This is a genomic window from Haloferax sp. S1W, from assembly GCF_044593955.1.
Taxonomy (GTDB): domain Archaea; phylum Halobacteriota; class Halobacteria; order Halobacteriales; family Haloferacaceae; genus Haloferax.
In genome coordinates, this window is the sequence record NZ_CP172595.1 from 498369 (window position 1) to 512429 (window position 14061).

Here is a 14061-nt window from a genome sequence, read left to right on the forward strand (position 1 = left end):
ACCCGGATTCTTAGACTCCGCCGGGACCGCGCGGACCGGCGTCCGGCCCTCGCGGACTCGCTGGCCCCTGCCCACCGATGACGACGTAGTCGCTTTCGGGAACTGACTCCACCTCGCGTCCGTGTTCGTACTTTACGAACGAGAGATAGAAGTCACGGCCGCACGGCGACGTCAATCCCGGATTCTCCACGTCGTCGGCCTCGCTCACCACGCCGGTCCATGTGAGGCCGGGTGCGTCGCTCTCGCCACAGACGAAGTGGACACCGTCGGCGTCGTCCGCCTCGAAGTCGTCGTCCGGGTCGACGTACGCCCATCCCGCCAGCGGATACGGCGTCACCGACTTGTCGGCGAGGTAGCCGTCGCGTTCGACTTCGACCACCGCACCGCAGTGCGGACAGTAGTACGAGACCGGATATCCCATGAAAAGGAGGTAGGACGCGGCGGGCTTAACCCACTCGGCGGGTCGAAACCCACCCGCCTCCTGAGATTTATATCCGATACCGCGGCCAACGCCGCCGTGCGTTGAGTATCGCCGCGGGGCGTCAGCGGGTGTGCGACACGCCGCCCTGCGGAGAGGAGCAGCGTGTCGCCTGTGTGCCCTATTCGTCTGTAACGCCGCAGACCTGCGCCGACTCAGACACCTGACGGCCCGTCGCCGACGTATCTGAACGCGACACCGGCGCGTTCGGCAGTCACTTCATCCCGCGAGGAGTCACCGACGAACACGGCCGAATCCGGTTCGACACCCATCTCCGCCAGCGTGACGAGCAGCGGTTCGGGGTCTGGTTTTTCGGTCGCTACCGTGTCGCGGCCGACGACAGCATCGACGTGGGGTTCGAGTTCGTGTACGTCGAGTGCAACGCGGCAGGCGTCCTCCGCGTTGAGCGAGCAAACGCCGGAGGGAACGCCGTCTTCGGGGAGGTGGTCTGCGAGCGGGAGGCGGTCAGAAGTCCACGCTCCCTGTCGCTCGTGCGCCGCGAGTTCGCGCTCTAATTCCTCGCGGACGCCGTGTTCGTCTGCCACGTCGAGCATCCGCCAGAGGTCCATCGAGTCCGCCTCGACGCCCGCCTCGCGGAGAACGAGCGCGGCGTCGCGGGCCGCCTCGTTCCAGTCGACGCGGAGGTTCACGAGCGTCCCGTCGAGGTCGTAGACGACGGCGTCGAAACCGGACAGGTCCGGGAGAGTCATTGCCCGGTCTAAGACAGCGGAGAAAAAAGACGCTTCGGGCGCGTCGCTGTCTCAGTCCAGAAGCGACCGCGCGATAATCTCTTTTTGAATCTCGCTCGTGCCCTCGTAGATGGTCGTAATCTTGGCGTCGCGGTAGTATCGTTCCACGTCGAAGTCGGTCGTGTAGCCGTAGCCACCGTGGACCTGCACGGCCTCGTTGGTCACGTCGACGGCGGCCTCACTCGCGTAGTACTTCGCCATCGCGGCGGGCGTGCGCGGGTCCTCACCAGCGTCCGCGACGCGGGCGGCCTCGCGGACCAGCGTCCGCGCGGTGTGGACTTGCGTCCCCATGTCCGCAATCTTGTGACGGATGGCCTGAATCTTCGAAATCGGCTTGTCGAACTGCTCGCGTTCCTGTGCGTAGTCGACCGCCTCGTCGAGCGCGGCCTGTGCGAGACCAGTTGCCTGCGAGGCAATCCCAATGCGGCCGCCGGTGAGGATGTGGAACGCGGCAGAGAGACCGCGGCCTTCCTCGGTGAGTTGGTTCTCGGCCGGGATGCGCACGTCGTCGAAGAGGAGCGCCGTCGTATCGGATGCACGGAGACCCATCTTCTCTTCTTTCTTGCCGACTTCGTATCCGGCGTCCCCGGGGACGAGGAACTGCGTGACAGAGCGGGGGTCGTCCGGGTCCGTCTTCGCGAAGAGGATACAGACGCCACCGCGCTGGCCGTTCGTAATCCACTGCTTCTTGCCGTTGATGACGAACTCGTCGCCCTCGCGGCGGGCGACGGTGGACATCTCCGCCGGGTTCGACCCAGCTTCGGGTTCCGAGAGTGCAAACATCCCGACCGGACGGCCGTCAGCCATCTTCGGAAGCCACTCTTCTTTCTGCCCGTCGGTGGCGAACTCGTTGATACACTCGGTCGCGAGACAGTGGACCGAAAGTGCAGTCGCGACGGCGAGTTGCCCGTAGGCGACTTCCTCGTTGACGACGGAGTAGGTCATCCGGTCGGCACCGAATCCGCCGTACTCCTCGGGAACGGTCAGGCCAGTCAGGTCGAGTTCAGCGAGGCCGTCCCACACCTCTTCGGGGAACGTCTCCGTCTCGTCCGCCTCGTGGGCGGTCGGGCGAATCTCCTCGACCGCGAACTCACGGACCACGTCGCGGATGGCCCGCTGCTCGTCAGTTAGCGCGGTGTCGGACCCTACTGTTACCATGGTCTCTTCTACGAACCATAATTGAAAAAGATGAGTGAATTGTCCCGGAACGGGTTTTCAATCCGACAGTGTTGGGCGCTATCGTTGCTCGCGGAGGAACGCCAGCACCTCGTCGGCGGTGGTGCCGAGGCCGCCGCCCTGTGCGAACGTCGGGCCACCCCCGCCCCCGCCGCCAAACTCGTCCGTCACGTCGTCGACGATGTCGCCCGCCGAAACGTCACCCGCGCTGGCGACGACAATGAACGGTGCGTTGGAGTCGCCGACGGCGACGAGCACGTCTGCCTCACCGCGGGCGTCCTTGGCGGCCTCGCCCACGTCGTTCGCTTCGAACCCGGAGACGGCCCCGACTTTCCACGTCAGGCCCTCACGTTCGAGCGTCTCGAAGTTTGCGAGGCGCGCTCCGAGCACCTCCGCTTTCAGGTCGGCGAGTTCGGATTCGAGCGCGGCGCGTGACTCGACTATCTCGGCGGCAACGCCGCCGAGTTCTCCGAGGTTCGTTCCGAGTTCCCGTGCCGCCTCGTAGGCGGACTGCTGGAGTTCGGCGCGGTGGTCGATGGCCGACGGCCCGACGGCGAGTTCGACGCGCGTGAGACCCTCGCCGGGGTTCGAGCGACCCAGTACCTCCACAGGCCCGATTTCGATGGTGTTCGAGACGTGAGTGCCGCCGCAGGCACCCCAGTCCCACCCATTGACAGTGACGATTCGAACTTCGTCGGCGTCGGCGAAGACCCCCTCTTCAGTCTTCACGTTGAACGCGATTTCGTCGCGCTCGCGCGCCTCGGCGACTGGAATTTCCTCCCACGACACGTCTCGGGAGTCCCAGACGGCGCGATTGACCAGTCGCTCTAATTCGACCAGTGCCGCGTCGTCTACATCCGTACTCGTCTCGAAGTCGACTCTGACCTTTTCCTCGGAGATGCCGAAGCCGCCGTAGCCGAGGTCGTCGAAGACGTGGCGCGCTGCACCGTAGAGGACGTGACTCGCGGTGTGCGCCCGCATGCAGTAGGTTCGGTAGTCGTCGTCGATGACGCCCGTTACTTCGTCGCCGACTTCGAACGCGGGGTCGTCCGCGAGTTCGTGAACGACCACGCCGTCTTCGGAGTAGACGTGGGCGAGTTCGACGCCGCCGAGGACGCCTCGGTCTGCGGGTTGGCCACCGCCTTCGGGATAGAAGTACGTCTCGTCGAGGACGACAGACCGCCCGTCAATACTCGCGACGGCCGCCTCGAACGCTCGGACTTCAGGGTTCGTGGGTGCGAGAGAGTGTGTCATGAGGGCGTCGAGACGCCCGAGGGAGAAAAATCGTGCTACTCGTCGACGAGCGACACGTCGAGGCGCTCTTCGAGTGCCCGGATGACCGAGCCACCGATGTTCGCTCGCGTCGCGCGCCCCTGCTCGATTGCGAGCAGTTGCTTCTCGTCGATGTCGAGTTCGTCGGCGAGTTCGGAAAGTTGCAGTCCGGCGTCCTGCCGTGCAGATTCGACCACGCCGCCGTAGCCAGAGACGAGGTACGGGAGGCGGTCCTTCTCGTAGTTCGTGCCCTCTTTTTCCCAGTGTTTCGAGTCGCCCTTTGCGCTGTCGTACATCTTCGCCGTCCGCTGTGCGGCGCGCTTGCGACGGTTCTGTTCGGAGTAGTCGCGGGAGGACGTCGACTCTTTCTTGCGGTCGGTGTGGCGGTTCTCACCGTGGGGGGCACACTCAGGACAGACCAACAGGTCGGCACCAGCGACGTTTGCACGACGGGGTTTCGTCGTGGTTCGTCCGCAGAGTTCGCAACTGTCGCCGTCGGAGCCACCTCCGCCCCGGTTTGTCGAATATTTGGCCATGGGGCGTGTTACTCGTTCGACCCTTTTAAAGTCGCGGCCCCAGCCCGGTAGCCCAGTAACGACTCACCGTCGGACCGCTAACAGCGCCCGCAACGCTACAGGACAGCGCCCGCAACGCTACTAGGAAGTACAGAATACCCCCGCCAAGAGAACTCTCTCAGGGGCGTAGTTTTCGGAAGGATTGTGCGTGGGTGATGTCCTTGGAGGAAATCACCTGCATCTTGCGATGCGTGGGACCGGATTTGAACCGGCGGACCTCTACAGGACAGCGCCCTCAACGCTGCGCCGTTGGCCTGGCTTGGCTACCCACGCCCGCTGTGTCTTGCTGCATTCTTCGTTACCTCGCGGTAATTTAAATGACTTTCCTTTCGACGCGGCAATGTCGGGCGTTTGCAGACGCCGTGGGATTGGGTTCGGACAGAACGGTTTTCCTTTCGCAAGCCTCCAGTACGGACATGGAGTTTCGCGCTCGAAACCACGTCCGCGGTCTGACTGCTGCCCTCTCAGTCGTCTCGCTCGCACTCGTGTTCGGTGCAGTGCTGGGGGCGATTCCACGCGCGGTCATCCCACAGGCGTCCGACGCGGTGCTGCACGCGATTCCGCACGTGAACGCGGTCATCAGCACCGCCGCCATCGTGACCATCCTCGCGGGCATCCGTTTCGTCCGCCGCGGGGAAATCAAACGCCACCAGCGGATGATGCTCACCTCGTTCGCTCTCTTTGCGACGTTTCTCGTCCTCTATCTCTACAAAGTCGTGGTTCAGGGAACCACTGAATTCCCCGGCCCGGAAGCCATCTACCAGTTCGTCTACCTCCCGACGCTGGCGGTCCACATGCTCCTCGCTATCGTCTGTGTTCCAGTCGTCTACTACACCCTGCTTTTGGCGCTGACCCGACCCATCTCCGACGTATTCGGGACCAACCACGCACGATTCGGCCGCATCGCCGCGTCACTGTGGCTGATTTCGTTCGTTCTCGGCAACGTCGTCTATCTGCTGCTCTACGTCATCTACTGATTTTACTCCGCTGTGTCGGCTACTGAATTCGCTCCGCTGCGTCAGCTATTGAATTCGACAGTAGGGAGAATCCCGTCCTGTCCCGCGCTGGTGTCGGACCATCCGCCACCGAACTCGGTGAACAGGAGGGAGTGGTACGTGGACGCGACCGGCAGGTCACTTCGACGGGGACGCTCGTAGAATACTGTCGGTACGAGCGTCGCTCGTCGGTGTCGCACTCCGTACTCCAACCCAAGACCCGGTCCGAGTGGGTCGGAGTACATATGCAGAGAGGAATTGGGAGGCCAAGAAACGTCGCGTTGATTATGCTATTTCGTCTCTCGGGGACAGTCTGAAAGTAAGACACGTGCAGCGTACGACTCCTGTGTGGGTGGGGTGCGTCCGAACGAGTAGGTCCGGTCCCGTCGAGAGTACGACCAGCAGTGGTCAGTCGTCGGCGGGAGCGTCCGCGCCGATGGCGGGGCGGCGCACGTCGCGGTCGGTCGTCTCGTCGTCGATGTCGTAGGGATACTCACCAGTGACACAGCCGAGACACAGGTCTGCGCGGGACTTCCCGAGGACTTCCGAGATGGCGTCGATAGAGAGATATCCGAGGCTGTCGGCGGAGATGGTGTCTCGGACGTCTTCGACGGACTTGTCGGAGGCAATGAGTTCCTCGCGGGTGGCCATGTTGATACCCATGTAACACGGGGCGACGATGGGCGGCGCACCGATGCGCATGTGGACTTCTTCGGCACCCGCTTCGTAGAGGAGTTCGACGAGTTGCGTCGAAGTCGTTCCGCGGACGATGCTGTCGTCGATGAGCGTCACGGACTTCCCTTCGACGGTGCTCTTGATAGGGTTGAGTTTCAGGCGAACGGCGCGCTCGCGTTCGTCCTGCGTCGGCATGATGAACGTCCGTCCGACGTAGCGGTTCTTCATCAGGCCCTCGGCGAACTCGACGCTCGCGCCGTCTTCCTGTGCTGCCTCGGCGTATCCTGAGGCGAACGCCCGGCCGGAGTCGGGGACGGGCATGACCACATCGCTGTCGACGCCCGCTTCCTCCCAGAGTTTGCGACCGAGTCCACGACGAACCTCGTAGACGAGCGAGTCGTTCATCACGGAGTCGGGGCGCGCAAAGTAGACGTGTTCGAAGAAGCAGTGGGCCGTGTTCTCGCGTTCGACGAGTTGGTACGAGTCGAATCCGGACCCGTCCGGGGTGAGGACGACGAGTTCGCCCGGTCGAACGTCGCGGACGAGTTCGCCGTCGAGGGTGTCGATGGCGGCGGATTCGGAGGCGAGGATGTAGCCGTCGTCGACCTTTCCGATACAGAGCGGGCGGTTCCCCTCGGGGTCGCGCACGCCGAGGACCGTCTCGTCGTGCATGATGGTCAGCGCGTAGGACCCGTGGATGCGCTCCATGGTTCGCTTGACGGCGCGGATGAGGTCCTCTTCGAGGAGGTTGCGGGCGAGGTCGTGCGCGATGACCTCGGTGTCACCCGTCGAGGTGAACGCGTGACCGTAGTTCTCCAACTCGTCGCGGAGTTCGTCGGCGTTGACGAGGTTGCCGTTGTGCGCGAGTCCAAGCGACCCCGATTTAAACGAGACGGCGAACGGTTGCGCACAGGACTTCGTCACGTCGCCCGCAGTCGGATAGCGAACGTGGCCGATGCCCGTCGTTCCCTTGAGACCGTCGAGGTCGTCGGGACTGAACGCGTCGCCGACGAGACCCATCTGGACGTGGCTGTGCTGTTGGAATCCATCGTGGGTGACGATACCTGCCGACTCCTGTCCCCGGTGTTGGAGGGCGTACAGGGAGTAGTACAGGGGTCGTGCGGCGTCTCGACCGTCGAGTGCGACGCCGACGACGCCACACTTCTCAGTCAGTCCGCCGATGTGGTGGGAGTCGTCCCGCCCATTTGCCATAGTTGATGGTACGGAGGTGAGGGGGTAAAAAACCCGTCCTTATGCAGTAACTACGGGTTTTCGAACCCCAATTTATGCACGTCTGTGGATATCGTTGCCGGAGACCGTCGAAATTCTGGACCGAAACGCCCCTCTCTGGTACTCGTCTCTCCGGCTCGCTCGTTGCAGCGAACTGCTAAACGGATAGTGCAGAGTAGACGCGCTCGTGGTAACAACGGACGCGCTCGACTCGTTGCGAGAACGGGAGTTCAGTAGCTAGCTCTGTGGTAACTGGTCGCACGATTGCAGCACGAACCGGGTGTCAGGAAAGGTGGTAGTGGTGCTCGCCGAGAACGGCGAGACAGAAGACAGAGAAACGGTCGAAAGACCGTCAGTTGTCGTTAGTTGTCGCCCGACTTGGACTGCCAGGCGTAGCTCCGACGCTTCTTCGACTTGCCGAAGCCGCAGGACGAACAGACCTTCTTCTTCACGTGGTAGGACTTCTCGCCGCAGCGACGGCACTTGACGTGCGTCGTCTTGTTCTTCTTTCCTTGGCTAGGGGTACCTGCACCCGTCATGCTTTGATGGTCACGACGTTATCGCCGCGTATAATGGTTGTGTCTTGAACTTGCTCGAGTTCGACATCTCCGGGGACGGAGTCGTCAAGGGACTCTTCGAGGACAACGTTCATGTGCTGGTCGTAGCCGGCGAGGACGCCGTAGTATGCGCTTTCGTCCTTGAGAGTGACTGTCACTGGTTCGTCCAGTGAGTCCTCCAGGACATCGAGAGGTCGACCGCTCATGGTTCAATTCCGTCTCGTCGTTATCTTAAAGGTGCCGGACCGGTTGCCGCGAATCCCCCTGTAATTCCCAGTAGAGGGATGACAATCTGGGTGCGTACCGCTTCGCAGTCCTGCAATTACCTGCGTATCGGCCCACCGATGTGTTCACCGCGAACTGTCGACGCTGAAAACCGGGTAATTGTCGATTTCTGGACAGCCTTCTGATATCTCTGTGCCACGATTACCGATTCTCTCGGGGGCGGGTATGCGGGCGCGGTCAACCCACGTAGTTTTTAGTACCCCCGTGAGTAGTTCCGAGTACCACAAACCCGCGGGTAAGTGCGGGCGTGCCCGATTCGCAGAAGATGCGGGCCGCCTCGCACGCGGGGTCATTCGACCGACGAGCTGCAAGACGCCGGGGCCGGTGGCCCCCAGACACCCGTCTTTCCGTGAGCACCTTCGCCACATCGTGGCTTTCGATGCTCGGAATATCGAGAGACAAACCATGGAAATTGAAATTGCAACCATAGGCGGATACGAAGAAGTTGGCCGTCAGATGACGGCAGTCCGTGCGGGCGACGACGTTGTCGTCTTCGACATGGGCCTCAACCTGTCGCAGGTTCTCATCCACGACAACGTTGAGACCGAAAAGATGCACAGCCTCGACCTCATCGACATGGGCGCCATCCCGGACGACCGTGTCATGAGCGACCTCGAAGGTGACGTGCAGGCAATCGTGCCGACGCACGGCCACCTCGACCACATCGGTGCCATCTCCAAGCTGGCACACCGCTACGATGCACCCATCGTTGCGACCCCCTTCACCATCGAACTGGTGAAACAACAAATCGAGGGCGAGAACAAGTTCAACGTTAACAACGAACTCGTCAAGATGGAAGCCGGGTCGACGATGTCTATCGGGGACTCCGGACAGGTCGACCTCGAGTTCGTCCACGTCACCCACTCCATCATCGACGCTATCAACCCGGTCCTCCACACGCCGGAAGGAGCCATCGTCTACGGTCTCGACAAGCGCATGGACCACTCGCCGGTCCTCGAAGACCCAATCGACATGAAGCGCTTCCGCGAAATCGGTCGCGAGGGCAACGGTGTCCTCGCCTACATCGAGGACTGTACGAACGCCGGTCGGAAGGGACGTACGCCCTCCGAGTCCGTCGCTCGCCGCCACCTCAAGGACGTGATGACCTCCGTCGAAGATTACGACGGCGGTATCGTCGCGACGACGTTCTCGTCGCACATCTCGCGCGTCTCCTCGCTCGTCGAGTTCGCCAAGGATATCGGCCGTCAGCCGGTCCTCCTCGGCCGCTCGATGGAGAAGTACTCCGGCACGGCCGAGCGCCTCGGCTTCGTCGACCTACCCGACGACCTCGGGATGTACGGCCACCGCAAGTCCGTCGACCGTACCTTCAAGCGCATCATGAAGGAGGGCAAGGAGAACTTCCTGCCAATCGTCACGGGCCATCAGGGCGAGCCGCGCGCGATGCTCACTCGTATGGGCCGCGGTGAGACGCCGTACGAGATTGAAGATGGCGACAAGGTCATCTTCTCGGCGCGGGTCATCCCGGAGCCGACGAACGAGGGGCAGCGCTACCAGTCCGAGCGCCTCCTGCGCATGCAGGGTGCCCGCATCTACGACGACATCCACGTCTCCGGCCACCTTCGTGAGGAAGGCCACTACGAGATGCTGCAGGCGCTCCAGCCCAAGCACCTCATCCCGGCCCACCAGAACCTGAAGGGCTTCGCTCCGTACGTGGACCTCGCGGAGAGCCAGGGCTACGCCCTCGGTCGTGACCTCCACGTGACGCGGAACGGAAACATGATTCAGCTGGTGGACTGATGAGCCCTGACGCGACGGAACAGCGAGTGCTCGAAGCGATTCGCGAGCGACGCGAACTCGTGAACGAGGCACTCGACGAGGACGTGCCGATGGCCGAGCCAGAGCGGCTCTACGAAGCCTCCCGGTACCTCCTGAAGGCTGGTGGGAAGCGTCTCCGTCCGACCGTCTCCCTCCTCACGGCTGAGTCCCTCGCGGATGTCAAGCCGATGTCGGAGGATTACCGCGAGTTCCCGACGCTCTCGGGGACGGCCATCGACGTGATGGTCGCCGCCGTGGGCATCGAGGTCATCCAGTCGTTCACGCTCATCCACGACGACATCATGGACGACGACGACCTTCGGCGCGGCGTCCCGGCAGTCCACAAAGAGTACGACACCGAGACAGCCATCCTCGCGGGCGACACGCTGTACGCGAAAGCCTTCGAGTTGCTGACGCAGACAGGCTCTGACCCGGCGAACGGCCTCGAAGCCGTCCGTCGACTCGCGACCACGTGTACCCAGATTTGCGAGGGCCAGTCCCTCGACATCGAGTTCGAGCGCCGAACCGAGGTGCTCCCCGACGAGTACCTCCAGATGATCGAACTCAAGACGGCAGTGCTCTACGGCACCGCGGCCGCCATCCCGGCGGTTCTCATGGGTGCCGACGACGACGTCGTCGAAGCACTCTACCAGTACGGTATCGAGTCGGGCAGCGCGTTCCAGATTCAAGACGACGTGCTCGACCTGACGGTGCCGTCGGAGAAACTCGGCAAACAGCGCGGTTCCGACCTCGTCGAGAACAAAGAGACCATCATCTCGCTGCACGCGCGCCAGCAGGGCGTCGATGTGGACTCGCTCGTCGAGGCCGAGACGGCCGAAGAACTCACCGAAAGCGAAGTCGAATCCGCCGTGGCCGAACTCAACGAGGCCGGGAGCATCGACTACGCGCGAGACATGGCGCAGGACCTGACCGACCAGGCCAAAGCACGCCTCGATGTCCTTCCGGACAACGAGGCCCGTGACCTGCTCCGCGACATCGCGGACTACCTCATCACCCGCGGCTACTGACGGCCGATACACGACCGACGCCCGCGTCTCGCGACGCGCTGTCCCCCGTCGCACAGCATCGACCGACGACTTTCTCACGCTGAACTGTCACACACCAACTGGCAACGAGTTGCAACGCCATCGACGTAACGTATATCCATTCAGAAGTGTTAACATGTGTCGTACCCCCTGCCCGCGCGAGAATTACCCTTCCCGCAATCCGGGCCTGTTTTTACGCGCGCCGCGGAATCGAACGATAATGGACGACGAGCTTCGAGAGCGCGTGGAGCGAGAGGCGGAGAAACACGCCCTCCTCAACGCGGTCAAACACGACAGCGACGCCGACGTGGGTGCCATCATGGGCCCGCTGATGGGAGAGAACCCCGACTTCCGACAGCACGGTGGCGAGATTCCGGGTCTCATCGGTCCGGTCGTCGCCGAGGTCAACAACCTCTCGGCCGCCGAGAAGCGCGAGCGTCTAGAGGACCTTGCGCCCGAGGAACTCGCCGAGATGGAGGCGGAAGACGAGGAAGACGACTCACTACTTCCCGACCTCCCGAACGCCGAGGAGTACGGCGAGGTTCGCATGCGCGCCGCACCGAACCCCAACGGCCCGTGGCACATCGGCCACGCGCGCATGCCCGCCGTCATCGGGACGTACAAGGAGATGTACGATGGCTCTTTCATCGTCCGGTTCGACGACACCGACCCGGAGACGAAGCGCCCCGACCTCGACGCCTACGACGCCATCCTCGACGATATCGACTACCTCGGGTTCGAACCCGACGACGTGATTCGCGCATCGGACCGCGTCGAGACCTACTACGACCACGCCCGCGAACTCATCGAGATGGGCGGCGCGTACACCTGCTCGTGTACCGGTGAGGACTTCTCGAACCTCAAGAACGAGGGCAAGCCGTGCCCCCACCGCGACAAGGACCCCGAGACGACCCTCGACGAGTTCGAGGATATGGTCGCAGGCGAGTACTCGTCCGGCGAGATGGTTCTTCGCGTCAAGACCGACATCGAACACAAGAACCCCGCGCTACGTGACTGGGTCGCCTTCCGCATGATAGACACGCCGCACCCGCGCGAGGAAGCCGCAGACTACCGCGCGTGGCCGATGCTCGACTTCCAGTCCGGCGTCGACGACCACCTCACGGGCGTCACCCACATCATCCGCGGCATCGACCTGCAGGACTCCGCGAAGCGCCAGCAGTTCGTCTACGACTACTTCGACTGGGAGTACCCCGAAGTCATCCACTGGGGCCACGTGCAGGTGGACGCCTACGGCGTGAAGATGTCTACTTCGACGCTCAAGCAACTCATCGACGACGGCGAACTCAACGGGTGGGACGACCCCCGCGCGCCGACACTCAAAAGCCTCCGCCGCCGCGGCATCCGCGGGCAGGCCATCGTCGACGCGATGGTCGCCCTCGGTACGTCCACCTCGAACGTGGACCTCTCGATGAGTTCCATCTACTCGAACAACCGCGACCTCGCGGACGACGAGACTGACCGCTACTTCCTCGTCCGAGACGGGGAGGAGTTCGCCGTTGAAGGCGGTCCCGACACGGCCCATCCGCCGCTTCACCCGAGTTTCGAAGACCGCGGCACCCGTAACATCCCTGTCGGCGACAGCGTCCTCCTCGAATCGGGCGACGTGCCCGCCGAGGGCGAACGCGTCTGGCTGAAGGGCTTCGGTGCCGTCCGCCGCGAAGACGACACCCTCGTCGCCACCGGCGACGACCTCGACGTGGTCCGCGAGGGCGAAGTCGACGTGATTCACTGGGCACCCACCGACGGTGTCTCGGTTCGGATGCGCACCATGGACGGCGACGTGACGGGTGTCGCGGAACCCGACTTCGCCGACGTGCCCGTCGACGAACTCGTCCAGTTCGAGCGCGTCGGCTTCGTGCGCGTTGACGACCGCGACGACGACGAGACGGTCGTCTACTTCGCGCACAAGTAAGTCGACCCGTACCCCAACGCCGCACTGCACCCGTTCCGACCCGAATCGTTCCACACGAACACTCGTTTTACGGTCACCGACGAAGAGTCAGTCATGACCCTCGTCGACCTCACCCGCCTCGTCGAGTCCGGCATGCCCACGTACCCCGGTGACCCGCCCGTCTCAGTCGAATCGCACGCCGAGTTCGACACTGACGGCTATCGCGTCTCGCGTCTCGAACTCGGAACCCACGCCGGAACACACGTCGATGCACCGGCCCACACCGAACCGGATGGAAGGACTCTCGACGCCTACTCCGTAGCGGACCTTCGGTTCACGGCGCAGATTGTCGACTGCCGCGACGTTGGTGCTGGCGGCCTCGTGACGCCCGATTCGATTCCGAACGAATTGGCAGACAGCACCGACTTCCTCGTCTTCCAAACCGGATGGGAAGCCGAGTGGGGAACAGAACGGATGACCGACCACCCGGCGCTGGCTCCCGAAACTGGACAGTGGTGCGCAGACCGAGGAATCTCGGTTGGTATCGACGCGCTGAGTCCAGACCTGACGGGCGGCGACGGCGTTCCCGTCCACCACGTGCTCTTGGGGTCGAGACAACTTATCGTCGAGAATCTCTGCGGGCTAGACGCGCTTCCCGAGAGCCGGGCGTTCGACCTCTTCGTGATGCCACTGCGCGTCGATGCCGACGGGGCACCCGCCAGAGTCGTCGCGGAGGTTTAAGTCGGAAGACGGGACCAGACGAGCGTAGTGGCAGCGGTTGGTTCGTCGAAGTCGCGGGAGCTGCCGCGGTCAGACCACGACGGCGAGGACGAATCCCACCAGCATCGAGAACGTCAGGAACACCTGCACCGCCGACGAGGCGAGGACGCCGACAGTCGCATAGAGCGCCCGCTGACCGCTTTGCTCGGCGTCTTCGTGTTCGAGGTACTCCACGACGAAGACGGTGCCAGCGACGCCGACGAAGATGCCGAGTGGTCCAAGGATAAACATGAGGACGAACCCGACGACGCCCGCGAGGAGTGACGTTCGACTCGACGCGCCGCCGACGCGGGCCGCGACGAACCCCGCGCCGTAGTCGGCCGCGAGCGCAGCGAAGCCAACGAGCAGGAGGCCGACGAGAGCCAGCAGTCCGGGGTCGGAGAATCCCGTCGACCACCAGTAGAGGACGACGGCCACGACCGAGAGGAGCGCACCCGGAAGCAACGGGAGGACGCTCCCGACGATACCGAGGACGAGGAGGGCAATGGCGACCCAGAAGAACAGGTCCATGTCGGGTCGATTCGAGCGGGGGGATAATCACACATTCGGCGCGTG

Annotated in this window: 15 protein-coding genes and 1 tRNA gene; 5 read left to right on the forward strand and 11 right to left on the reverse strand. The window is 63.2% G+C overall.

What is annotated here, in order from left to right; genetic code table 11:
• Positions 1-10: 10 nt before the first annotated feature.
• From ACH9L7_RS02695 to ACH9L7_RS02720, 6 genes are all read right to left on the reverse strand, one after another.
• On the reverse strand, positions 11-421 hold the full coding sequence (locus ACH9L7_RS02695; protein ID WP_396612213.1) for a hypothetical protein: 411 nt from the start codon (positions 419-421) through the stop codon (positions 11-13).
• 212 nt (positions 422-633) lie between these two features.
• Positions 634-1188, reverse strand: a complete 555-nt coding sequence (locus ACH9L7_RS02700; protein WP_396612214.1) for an HAD family hydrolase — start codon at positions 1186-1188, stop codon at positions 634-636.
• Between the two features lie 51 nt (positions 1189-1239).
• The gene (locus tag ACH9L7_RS02705; protein ID WP_396612215.1) at positions 1240-2385 is read right to left on the reverse strand and encodes an acyl-CoA dehydrogenase family protein; all 1146 of its coding nucleotides are present in this window, start codon (positions 2383-2385) and stop codon (positions 1240-1242) included.
• 78 nt (positions 2386-2463) lie between these two features.
• Positions 2464-3657, reverse strand: a complete 1194-nt coding sequence (locus tag ACH9L7_RS02710; RefSeq protein WP_396612216.1) for an alanyl-tRNA editing protein — start codon at positions 3655-3657, stop codon at positions 2464-2466.
• A gap of 35 nt (positions 3658-3692) precedes the next feature.
• The gene (locus ACH9L7_RS02715; protein ID WP_396612217.1) at positions 3693-4211 is read right to left on the reverse strand and encodes a multiprotein-bridging factor 1 family protein; all 519 of its coding nucleotides are present in this window, start codon (positions 4209-4211) and stop codon (positions 3693-3695) included.
• A gap of 227 nt (positions 4212-4438) precedes the next feature.
• Positions 4439-4523: transfer RNA gene (locus tag ACH9L7_RS02720), tRNA-Leu, on the reverse strand.
• A gap of 143 nt (positions 4524-4666) precedes the next feature.
• Between ACH9L7_RS02720 and ACH9L7_RS02725 the strand changes: the two genes are divergently transcribed.
• The gene (locus ACH9L7_RS02725) at positions 4667-5227 is read left to right on the forward strand and encodes a DUF420 domain-containing protein (RefSeq protein WP_396612218.1); all 561 of its coding nucleotides are present in this window, start codon (positions 4667-4669) and stop codon (positions 5225-5227) included.
• 41 nt (positions 5228-5268) lie between these two features.
• Here ACH9L7_RS02725 and ACH9L7_RS02730 read toward each other — a convergent pair whose 3' ends face one another.
• From ACH9L7_RS02730 to ACH9L7_RS02745, 4 genes are all read right to left on the reverse strand, one after another.
• Positions 5269-5490 carry a hypothetical protein gene (locus ACH9L7_RS02730; RefSeq protein ID WP_396612219.1) on the reverse strand — a complete coding sequence of 74 codons (222 nt, stop codon included), beginning with the start codon at positions 5488-5490 and terminating at the stop codon, positions 5269-5271.
• Between the two features lie 163 nt (positions 5491-5653).
• A complete protein-coding gene (gene purF, locus ACH9L7_RS02735; RefSeq protein ID WP_396612220.1) occupies positions 5654-7132 on the reverse strand; it encodes an amidophosphoribosyltransferase in 1479 nt (492 codons plus the stop codon).
• Between the two features lie 380 nt (positions 7133-7512).
• The gene (locus tag ACH9L7_RS02740; RefSeq protein ID WP_004042936.1) at positions 7513-7689 is read right to left on the reverse strand and encodes a 50S ribosomal protein L37e; all 177 of its coding nucleotides are present in this window, start codon (positions 7687-7689) and stop codon (positions 7513-7515) included.
• Positions 7686-7913 carry an LSM domain-containing protein gene (locus tag ACH9L7_RS02745; protein ID WP_396612221.1) on the reverse strand — a complete coding sequence of 76 codons (228 nt, stop codon included), beginning with the start codon at positions 7911-7913 and terminating at the stop codon, positions 7686-7688. Before ACH9L7_RS02745 ends, ACH9L7_RS02740 begins: the two co-directional genes overlap by 4 nt.
• Positions 7914-8397: 484 nt before the next feature.
• On the opposite strand from ACH9L7_RS02745, the gene ACH9L7_RS02750 reads away from it, so the two are divergent.
• The 4 genes from ACH9L7_RS02750 to ACH9L7_RS02765 all read left to right on the forward strand — a co-directional run bounded on the left by ACH9L7_RS02750 (position 8398) and on the right by ACH9L7_RS02765 (position 13467).
• Positions 8398-9750, forward strand: coding sequence for an RNase J family beta-CASP ribonuclease (locus ACH9L7_RS02750; protein ID WP_396612222.1), 1353 nt, complete (start codon positions 8398-8400; stop codon positions 9748-9750).
• The gene (gene idsA3 / locus ACH9L7_RS02755; protein WP_396612223.1) at positions 9750-10796 is read left to right on the forward strand and encodes a geranylfarnesyl diphosphate synthase; all 1047 of its coding nucleotides are present in this window, start codon (positions 9750-9752) and stop codon (positions 10794-10796) included. The genes ACH9L7_RS02750 and idsA3 overlap by 1 nt, the downstream gene beginning before the upstream one ends.
• A 238-nt stretch (positions 10797-11034) precedes the next feature.
• Complete coding sequence (locus tag ACH9L7_RS02760) at positions 11035-12747, forward strand: glutamate--tRNA ligase (protein ID WP_396612224.1); 1713 nt, start codon at positions 11035-11037, stop codon at positions 12745-12747.
• 93 nt (positions 12748-12840) lie between these two features.
• Positions 12841-13467, forward strand: coding sequence for a cyclase family protein (locus tag ACH9L7_RS02765; protein WP_396612225.1), 627 nt, complete (start codon positions 12841-12843; stop codon positions 13465-13467).
• Between the two features lie 69 nt (positions 13468-13536).
• Here ACH9L7_RS02765 and ACH9L7_RS02770 read toward each other — a convergent pair whose 3' ends face one another.
• Positions 13537-14016, reverse strand: coding sequence for a DUF456 domain-containing protein (locus ACH9L7_RS02770; protein WP_396612226.1), 480 nt, complete (start codon positions 14014-14016; stop codon positions 13537-13539).
• Positions 14017-14061 lie beyond the last annotated feature (45 nt).

Coding starts and splice junctions, on each gene's coding strand:
- ACH9L7_RS02695 (WP_396612213.1), bottom strand. CDS start 421: ATGGGATATCCGGTCTCGTACTACTGTCCGCACTGCGGTGCGGTGGTC.
- ACH9L7_RS02700 (WP_396612214.1), bottom strand. CDS start 1,188: ATGACTCTCCCGGACCTGTCCGGTTTCGACGCCGTCGTCTACGACCTC.
- ACH9L7_RS02705 (WP_396612215.1), bottom strand. CDS start 2,385: ATGGTAACAGTAGGGTCCGACACCGCGCTAACTGACGAGCAGCGGGCC.
- ACH9L7_RS02710 (WP_396612216.1), bottom strand. CDS start 3,657: ATGACACACTCTCTCGCACCCACGAACCCTGAAGTCCGAGCGTTCGAG.
- ACH9L7_RS02715 (WP_396612217.1), bottom strand. CDS start 4,211: ATGGCCAAATATTCGACAAACCGGGGCGGAGGTGGCTCCGACGGCGAC.
- ACH9L7_RS02725 (WP_396612218.1), top strand. CDS start 4,667: ATGGAGTTTCGCGCTCGAAACCACGTCCGCGGTCTGACTGCTGCCCTC.
- ACH9L7_RS02730 (WP_396612219.1), bottom strand. CDS start 5,490: ATGTACTCCGACCCACTCGGACCGGGTCTTGGGTTGGAGTACGGAGTG.
- purF (WP_396612220.1), bottom strand. CDS start 7,132: ATGGCAAATGGGCGGGACGACTCCCACCACATCGGCGGACTGACTGAG.
- ACH9L7_RS02740 (WP_004042936.1), bottom strand. CDS start 7,689: ATGACGGGTGCAGGTACCCCTAGCCAAGGAAAGAAGAACAAGACGACG.
- ACH9L7_RS02745 (WP_396612221.1), bottom strand. CDS start 7,913: ATGAGCGGTCGACCTCTCGATGTCCTGGAGGACTCACTGGACGAACCA.
- ACH9L7_RS02750 (WP_396612222.1), top strand. CDS start 8,398: ATGGAAATTGAAATTGCAACCATAGGCGGATACGAAGAAGTTGGCCGT.
- idsA3 (WP_396612223.1), top strand. CDS start 9,750: ATGAGCCCTGACGCGACGGAACAGCGAGTGCTCGAAGCGATTCGCGAG.
- ACH9L7_RS02760 (WP_396612224.1), top strand. CDS start 11,035: ATGGACGACGAGCTTCGAGAGCGCGTGGAGCGAGAGGCGGAGAAACAC.
- ACH9L7_RS02765 (WP_396612225.1), top strand. CDS start 12,841: ATGACCCTCGTCGACCTCACCCGCCTCGTCGAGTCCGGCATGCCCACG.
- ACH9L7_RS02770 (WP_396612226.1), bottom strand. CDS start 14,016: ATGGACCTGTTCTTCTGGGTCGCCATTGCCCTCCTCGTCCTCGGTATC.